The organism is Photobacterium obscurum, from assembly GCF_026191635.1.
Lineage (GTDB): Bacteria > Pseudomonadota > Gammaproteobacteria > Enterobacterales > Vibrionaceae > Photobacterium > Photobacterium obscurum.
Genome location: NZ_JAKRRW010000043.1, coordinates 1 through 8947, shown reverse-complemented (window position 1 = coordinate 8947; position 8947 = coordinate 1). Strand labels below are relative to the sequence as shown.

The 8947-nt window shown below is 42.9% G+C and carries 6 protein-coding genes; 1 reads left to right on the top strand and 5 read right to left on the bottom strand.

Going from position 1 to position 8947, the window contains the following annotated elements; translation table 11 throughout:
- Positions 1-504 precede the first annotated feature (504 nt).
- Together MD588_RS25730 and MD588_RS25725 are read right to left on the bottom strand one after the other, a co-directional pair.
- The gene (locus MD588_RS25730; RefSeq protein ID WP_265700806.1) at positions 505-1359 is read right to left on the bottom strand and encodes a LysR family transcriptional regulator; all 855 of its coding nucleotides are present in this window, start codon (positions 1357-1359) and stop codon (positions 505-507) included.
- A gap of 8 nt (positions 1360-1367) precedes the next feature.
- Positions 1368-2678 (bottom strand): anaerobic sulfatase maturase, encoded by a 1311-nt coding sequence (locus MD588_RS25725; protein ID WP_265700804.1) that lies wholly within the window; start codon positions 2676-2678, stop codon positions 1368-1370.
- A gap of 318 nt (positions 2679-2996) precedes the next feature.
- Between MD588_RS25725 and MD588_RS25720 the strand changes: the two genes are divergently transcribed.
- Entirely contained in the window at positions 2997-5354 is a 2358-nt protein-coding gene (locus MD588_RS25720; protein WP_265700803.1) for an arylsulfatase, read from the top strand.
- Between the two features lie 535 nt (positions 5355-5889).
- Here the strand turns inward: MD588_RS25720 and MD588_RS25715 are convergent.
- From MD588_RS25715 to MD588_RS25705, 3 genes are all read right to left on the bottom strand, one after another.
- A complete protein-coding gene (locus MD588_RS25715; RefSeq protein WP_265700802.1) occupies positions 5890-7023 on the bottom strand; it encodes an OmpP1/FadL family transporter in 1134 nt (377 codons plus the stop codon).
- 38 nt (positions 7024-7061) lie between these two features.
- On the bottom strand, positions 7062-7865 hold the full coding sequence (locus tag MD588_RS25710; protein WP_265700800.1) for a hypothetical protein: 804 nt from the start codon (positions 7863-7865) through the stop codon (positions 7062-7064).
- Between the two features lie 151 nt (positions 7866-8016).
- Positions 8017-8947, bottom strand: a 931-nt coding sequence (locus MD588_RS25705) for an HlyD family secretion protein (RefSeq protein WP_265700798.1), incomplete at its 5' end; no start/stop codon positions are given.

Sequence of the window (8947 nt, the reverse complement as noted above, 5' to 3'; positions counted from 1 at the left end):
GGACTAGTAATTCTGCACGTGTAATTCTGCACGTGTGATCACCAAGCGATTCTGCACGCCTATGCCCTATTGCGTTCTAAAATAGTTATTCAGCAACGGACTCCGTTACTTAGTGTTCAATAGCTGAGGTTATATCAAACGATAGAATAGCAATGCCCCAAAAACTCCCTGTACCGAGTACAAACGGCATCCTTCGCCAATAATCTTTGTGTGAATTGTTACGCAATATTGATGCTGGTAATTGTCGCTTCTGAACAAATTTGAGAAACCGTTTTTTCTAATTTAGTGTTTCACGGTGAAGGTTTTCTTCCTCTAAAGTAACTATATCTATCCCATTGTTCCGTTGAAGAAGTCGCTGCTTGATTTTTCAGACGGGGCTTTAGCGGGTGCAGCACCACGTACTTGAATCTCAAAAAGCAGAGTACCGTTTTCATTTAGTGACCTATCAAGGGTGTAATGAAATCATATGTTGTTTATCGACTTCTACAGCAGAGTACAAATGATTTAAGGCATTGTATTTTGGTGTACAATGACGTCTTTTATGGTTTCCCTTAATTGTCTATGCTTCTCTGTATTGTGATATCTCCTATGATAAGCAAGGCTGTATTCCAATTGTTTATGTTCAATCGGATTGTGAAGCACTTTTAATCCCAGAGCGTCTTTCCACATCATCGCAATTCGATGGGGTATAACCGCTATACGTTCACTCGAACCAATATCTAAAAGAACAGCAGACACCGAAAGAGCTTTGCAAAGGACCTTTCTCTCCTCACCTGAGTCTTGGGAGATGTGCGCAAAACCATCCATCCCTTTCCAGGTTGTTGCTAATGCTGTGTGATTCTCTGCGTAAAACTCTTCTTTGGAGATTTCACTACCAATGCGAGGGTGTTTGTTAGAGCAAACAACAACCGTCGACTCTCGAAATATCGGCTCACTAATAATTGCATGATCTTTACCCATGATGATGCCAACGGCCAAATCAATAGACAAAGATTTAAGGTTATGGATTAACTCTTCTTGATTTGCTGGAGTATGCTCCACAGAGATAGAAGGCAAATCCGGAAGATTGATTGCCAAAGTTTCACTTATGTAAGCAGAGTAAACAAACCTATCTGCCAAGGCGTTTTGTATCTCATCGAACCCAATTCTAAATCGAGCGGCTAAACGAATTGCCATTGCAGTAGGCTTCATTCCACGGCCCTCTCTATAGAACAATGACTCTCCAATTTCCTGTTCCAATCTCTTAATCGAAGCACTAACAGCGGGCTGGGTTATGCCCAAGGTTAACGATGCCTTGGTATAAGATTGATACTGATATACTTCTAAAAAAACTTTCAGCAGGTTTAAATCTAAGTCCATCACTAGCCTCATTGTTTGCCACAGCAATGCTTATACTTCTTTCCACTCTCGCATGGACAAGACTCATTACGCCCTGTCGAACCAGTGGTTGTCAGTTTACTACTTTCTTGATACGCAAGCATCAGCATAATTTCATCGGCATAGCGTCCGCTATTGATAAGTGTTCTCATCGTCTGCATATACTTGGCGCTGTGCTCAAAAAAAGCTTTGTACCCCTGGCAAAAATAGTTATGTCTTGGGTAACCTTCGCCGCTAACTGAAAACCTATGTTTAGGGCATCCTCCATTACAGGCAAACTTATATTCACAGCTTTCGCATTCTGGGGTAAGTTCGAGCTGCTTTTTTGTCCGAAACTCTATTGCTTGTGGTGTTACTTTGCACTCATTGATGGTCTTTTGGTTAATATTCCCGATCAGGTATTCAGGATATACATAGTGGTCGCAACTATACAAATCGCCATTTGATTCAAGAACAAACGCGTTTCCGCATGTTTCAGAAAGATGGCATATGCTCGACGAACAATCACACCAAGCACTGAGCGTACTATCAAACATATTGATAAAAACTCGCCCCACATCCCTACGAACCCACACGTCAAAAATCTCTGATAGGAATTGGCCATAGGCTTTGGGTGGCACAGACCACGAAGTTACCTCAGCTGCCGGTTCGTGTGGTAATACTAGACGAAGTGGATTATTTTTCTCGGTGTGAGACTCTCTTTCAACCAGAGGTATAAATTGAATATAAGATGAACCGATCTCTTTCAGGAACTCATATACTCTTAGCGGGTGTTTAACATTCTCACTGCTCACCACAGTTAGGGTATTGAACTCGACGCCATGCTTTCGAAGCAAGTTTATACCCTGTACCACTTTGCTATGTGTTGGTTTTCCAGCGCGAGTTTTTCTGAAATGGTCGTGAAGCTCTTCTGGGCCATCAATAGAAATCCCAATAAGGAAATTATTCTCTTTGAAGAATTGGCACCACGCATCGTCAATAAGTAATCCATTAGTTTGAAAAGTGTGCTCTATCTGCTTACCGTTTGAATAGTGCTTGCTTAGGCGCACTGCTTTTTCATAGAAAGGTAGCCCCATCATCATAGGTTCACCACCTTGCCAGGTAAACTGTACGTAATCATTGTCTTGGGCATGAATCGTTTGCTTGATGTATTGTTCAAGTGTTTCATCGTCCATTCGCCAGTTATGCTCGCGTTCAGGGTATAGCTTATGCTTCTCCAAATAAAAACAATAATCGCACCCTATATTGCAGATTGAACCTGTTGGTTTCGCCATAATGTGATAGTTAGATGAGACTTGCATAATGAATAGCCTTTATAGTTGCGGAGTTCGGTAAGCAAATCGTTACCCTTTTAAGTAAACAGTAACGGAAGGCAATCCTACATATATAAATCTTGTTTATACAGACGCTCTGAATTTCATTTACTATAAACTGCATTTATGATTGAGGTGGTTTTTCTATGGAAAATCGCTAAATTAACGGTGTTTATTGCATTATTCCTAGCTCTAATTGCCAATAAATAAACATGGCTTATATATTAAATAAGGCCCATCATCTACCTCACACTCGCTATTCATTCTAATATTTGGCTGATTTTTCTATAATCAAAAGGTCTAAGAATGAATAAAATTAGTGCGGCGATGATGATGTGTTTTGCTGCATCATCTACGCCAACATTAGCGCAAAAAGTACTCCCCTTCCCAGAGGTACCATCAGCATCTAAGGCTGGCGTCACTATTGCTGAATCAGAGCATAAGAAACGAGAAGTGAAGAGTTACCTTCCTGAAGATGCACCTAACATCATGATCATCATGCTTGATGATGTGGGCCCAGGCCAAGCAAGCACCTATGGCGGTGAGATTAACACTCCTACGCTCACTAAGGTCGCCAATGAAGGTATTTCATTTAACCGTTTCCACTCTACGGCTATGTGTTCGCCGACTCGAGCAGCGTTACTTACTGGCCGTAACCACCACCGTGTCGGTAATGGTGTTATTGCCGAGTTTGCTAATGACTGGGATGGCTATTCTGGTGTTATTCCAAAAACCAGCGCAACAATGGCAGAAGTGCTTCGTCAATATGGTTACGCGACATCTGCATTTGGTAAATGGCACAATACGCCTGCTGCTGAAACCAGCGAAGTCGGCCCATTTGATAATTGGCCAACGGGCTACGGCTTTGAGCACTTCTATGGTTTCCTAGGTGGTGAAGCGTCTCACTGGGAACCTGCTTTAGTACACAATACGACAATGGTTGATCCATCTATTGTGCATGAAGAAGGTTACCATCTAAGTGAAGACATGGCAGAACGTGCCATCACTTGGTTACATACCCAAGAAGCACTTCAACCTGAAAAACCATTTTTCATGTACTGGGCTCCGGGCGCAGCACACGGCCCACACCACATCCAAAAAGAGTGGGCTGATAAGTACAAAGGCAAATTCGACGGCGGTTGGGACGAATATCGTGAGCGCGTCTTTGAACGAGCTAAAGAGATCGGATGGATTCCTGGAAACACTAAGCTAACAGCACGTCCAGAGACTCTTGCAGCATGGGATGACATTCCAGAAGAAGAACGTGATTTCCAAATTCGATTGATGGAAGTTTATGCAGGCTTTATGGAGCACGCCGATGTGCAAGCTGGTCGAGTGATCGATGAGCTAGAAAAAATGGGTAAAAAAGATAATACAATTATCTTCTACATTTTCGGTGACAATGGTGCTTCAGCAGAAGGTCAAAATGGTACAATTGCAGAGCTGTTAGCCCAGAATGCTATCCAAACAACCACTAAACAGCAAATTGAAGCGCTAGAAAAAATTGGCGGTTTAGTGGCGATTGGTTCTCCTAAAACGGAAAACATGATGCATGCAGGTTGGGCGTGGGCAGGTAGCACACCATATAAATCGACTAAGCTGATCGCTGGTCACTTTGGTGGTACTCGTCAACCGTTAGCGGTTAGTTGGCCTGATGGCATTAAACACGACGACACTCCACGTCCTCAATTCCACCATGTTAATGACATCGCCCCAACTGTTTACGATATCCTTGATATCGAAGCACCAATGATGGTTAACGGCCATGCCCAAGACCCAATTGATGGTGTGAGTATGGTTTACTCATTTGACGATGCAAAAGCTGAAGGCCATAAGAAGACCCAATACTTCGAAATCATGGGTAGTCGTGGTATCTATCATGATGGTTGGTTTGCTGGAACCTTCTCTCCACGCGTGCCTTGGCTAGCAGGTGGCGTCGACATTTCGAAGTGGAATCCAAACGAAGACCAATGGGAACTCTACAACATCGAGGAAGACTGGTCTCAAGCGAACGATCTTGCTGATAAGTACCCAGAGAAGCTTGAAGAGATGAAAGCGATCTTCCTAGAAGAAGCGCAGAAAAATGATGTGCTTCCTATCGGTGGTAGCTTCTGGTCAACGGCGCTTATCAACCCTCAGGATGCTCCAGTAAAAGATCAATCTGTTTGGGATTTTGCAAGCCCGACGATTCGTATTCCTGAATTTGCAGCGCCTAAAATCTTTACTGCTTCTTACAATGCAACACTGAAGGCAAAAGTAACACCTGAAACAAACGGCGTAATTTTCGCAACGGGCGCTTATGCAGGTGGTGTAACTTTCTTTGTGAAAGACGGTTATCTGAACTATGAGTACAACAACTTCCTAATGGAACGTACGATTATTTCAGCAGATAAGAAGCTTCCTAAAGGAGATGTGGAAATCATGGTTGAAGCCCGTATGGTAGAGCCACGTCCATACGCGCCAATGGATATCGTTCTTAAGGTAGACGGTAAAGAGTATGCCAATGGTCGTATTCCTTCGACTGTCCCTTCAATGTTCTCATTGAACGACGGTTTTGATGTAGGGAGCGATGAAGCGTCTCCAGTATCAAATGCATACTATAAAGCCTTCCCATTCAAGTTTGATGGCGAATTTAAAAACCTAACCATCCAATACGTAAAATAACCACCTCTACGCATTAAACTAGTGGGCCGATGGACTGGCTCACTAGCTTCCCTGACATACAGCCAACCCCAAAGCTATTGATCTGAAGCAAAAATCGATTGCCATATTCTCACTAATGCTCGGTATTGTATATAGGTTGAGAGATATCGTCTGATAGCCTCAACCCCTTTACACCAAGAGATACCAACTAATAGGTAGTGAATGATGGCCCTTTGCAACGATTCAACAACTGTATTGTTGAGTGACTGCATCATTTAGGCACTAATTATTGAAACTCCAACTTCGAGCTAGGCATGTAGTTCAACCTTTAGGGTGTGTCATCTTGCTTGACGTCGTCTCATCAAGAAGATTGTTCTTGTACAAGCTATCGCATTCCTTGAAGTCATAAAGATGGATATTGTTCAGGGTAAGGAACATTGCTTATAGAAGCGTTTCGTAGTGGGAGCAGAGAAACTGGTGAGTGAATGGAAGTAAGCAATAACACCGTGCGAGCCTAAAAGGTCAGTGCACGGTAAGTATCAAGTCTATTGATGAATCAGTGACGATAGGATACGGTTACAAAGTGAATGCGGTTATCTTCATAGCTTCCGGTTGGCTGAAGCAACCCGTTGTTTGCTGAGATATCAGCTGTTCCATTATTTTGGTACTGATATGCTAGACCTAATTTATTGCCTGACTCAAGCTCGTATTCACCACCAAACCCGATGCGCCATTGTTCGTCAACAGGCAGCAGTACGTCTCGATCATTTTCACTGACGGGTGAAGAGTCGTAACTAGCGCCACCATAAATCGTTAGCTTATCCAGCTTATGTTCTGCACCAAGGCCGACAGAATAAGTCCATGTATACTTGTCATCGTGATCTTCCCAGTTTTCAAACTTGGCGTTAACCATTAGAGCTGTTTGTTCGGACAGTTGGTGCTTAAGACCCATGTCTACACTGGTAACCCAAGATAGCGCCGCTGTGGGGTTAATATCTAACGACGTATCAACATCGATTTCATGGTCTGTTTTGTGTCGATACTGCATACCCAAATGTGTACTATCGCTTAACTCATAATGTGTGCTAAGTGCAAAGGAAGGGGCGATGCTGTCGCCAGTGGCGAGTTCTTCAAGCTGTGTGTTCATCCCACCAATGACATCTACTTTCATGTACTGCAGAATCAAAGAGGCGCCAAGTGAGAGTTTGTCGTTGATTGCATATGAAATACCACTTGTAATATCAACGACAGTGATGGCATTTTCAGAGATTGCGTTTATTGGGTTGGCACCCACACCATTGCTGTATTCAACGCCTAAACCTCCGGCAGAATGAAGACTGATACCAAATACAGACTCTTCATTCAGTCTTTTAGCATAGGATGCGTGGGGAGCAATTAATCCCTTAGAAGCTTCTGTGCTCTCTCCTGTATCATCACGAGTGAACTGGTTGAACACATTGGTGTACTGAGCCCCCGAAACATATGATCTTTCCTCAATGCCAGACAGTGCCGCTGCATTAGAGATGGTGGCAGAAGAGTCAGAGCTGTTTGTCACGTTAGCTGCGCCTGCTGTCGCAACGCTTTTTGTTGTAGCCAATTGAGACATGCTTAAACCAGCGCTATTGGCGAGAAAGGGTGTAAAAATGGTACACGCAGCCATAACACCAAGAGAGATTCGTGTCAGTTTCATTTGGTTGGATCCTTAAAATGTATAAGTAAGATTAAAGGTTAGAATTGATAGTTGATCTCGATTCGGTGGTCACCGTCAGAAAAACTTACCTTGTCACTCCAATTTGAAAAATAACGAATGTTAGTTCTTGGGTTGATTTGGTAAGAGAGCGCGGCTTCATGATTTAGTACATCGCTGTCGCCGCTAAATCCGTGCTTTGTATAGATATCAGAGCCCGATAGAGAGAGCATGTACATGGGGTTGTAGTTGAACCAAATGTTATCGGTGATTTGCAAAGTACTGTACATGCCTACCATGGCAAATGTGCCTGGAATTTTATAACCTTGTTTTGTTTCATTGCCGGTATCTGGGTCTACATCTACCTCATTGGTGATATTTAAGCCCAGTCCGGCTAGTGGGTATAACTTGAGCTTACCCATTGCTGGTGCACCTTGGATCACACTATAAGAGGTATTAAAGCTGTCTGTTGCAACATCGTAGTTAACGTCTATTTGTCGGCCACGCATCTTTGTAAAATCAACATTAAAGTTTCTAAAGCGTACCGAATCAATTGAGTCATCAACATTACTAAATTGGTCTACAGAGCTATCTCTAAAGCCAAGAGCATCCCCCCCAATACCTTTAATCTCTAAAATGTTCATCCCGCCGTGACCCGGTTTTCCAACGTCGTAGGATTGGCCTAGTTTTACATTTACCCCTTTGTCCGTGACGCCAATACCCGCGGTAGAGTAGACGGCAAGTGGGTTAGACATGTCTTGTAATTCACCTTCTTCTGCATGAGACAAAGATGTGCAAGCAACCAAGCAAATAAGTAAGGAGGTTCTTTTAAAGTGTGGATTCATTATTTTCACAATTTAATGTTATTGGAAAAACAATTTTAAGAGAATGAAGAGGGTAAATGCAGAGGTTGATATTAATATCAAAAATAACCAGTATTTATAGTTAAAAGCTACCAAATACCTTATTTGGTAGCTTATTTGTTCCATCCTGTTCTTATAGTGCAAATAGGAAAGACTTCACTGATGTTAGGCGAAGGGTTGCTCCACCAATGATGTCGATAAAGCCTAAAATAGGGTATGGCTTCTCTGCACTAATCCATGCAGAACCCGTAGCTCCGATTGGCATTATATCCATGGTGGCTTCATCCATCTCCAAGATGACCGTCCGTCCGATTGGAGCCGCGCCACGCTGAATATGCGCTGAAACATTCTGTTCTCCCGGGAACAGATTTCCCTGAGACTCACCAGTTGCATCGACAATACTGTGAACGCGTGTTCTAAAGATTTGTCCTGGAAAGGCATCCACGTAGAACTCACTAAATTGACCTACCTTAATATTGTCGTAGGTTTGATCAGGGATACGCATTTCTACAAACTTTTTAGATGTGTCCCAAATATGTAGTGAGCCTACACGTGAACCATCTGCAATGTATACGTGAGTGATTAAACCATCAAATGGAGCGGTTACGGTAAGGCGTGACAAATCAAATTCTAAACTACGTTTCTTTGCCTGCAAACCTTCTCTTTGGGCTTCCATGACCTTTAGGTCAGCGACCGTTAAATCGACGTAGTCTTGAGCTTCTTCAAGCTCTTTAATACTAACGTGCTTATCCATCCCTAAGCTACGATTTAAGTTGCGATTTGCTTGGGCGAGTCTTACTTCTTGGGCTTCAATTCTTCGTTGGTTTTCAACTAAGCCTGATTCAACTTCGGTGATTGCTGCGGTAATTTTGTCATCTTTCAGGGTATAAAGAATTTCCCCTTTAGAGACTTGTGTATTGTGATCAACGAAAACTTTGTCAATGTGTTGTCCGAGCGCAGGCGAAAGAACTGCATGCGGTGCTTTAACCGTTGTAGAGTTGGTTAAATCAACAGGAGAATAAAAGCGGTGTCCCAAAAAAAGTGCAACTAAGAGAATTAACCCT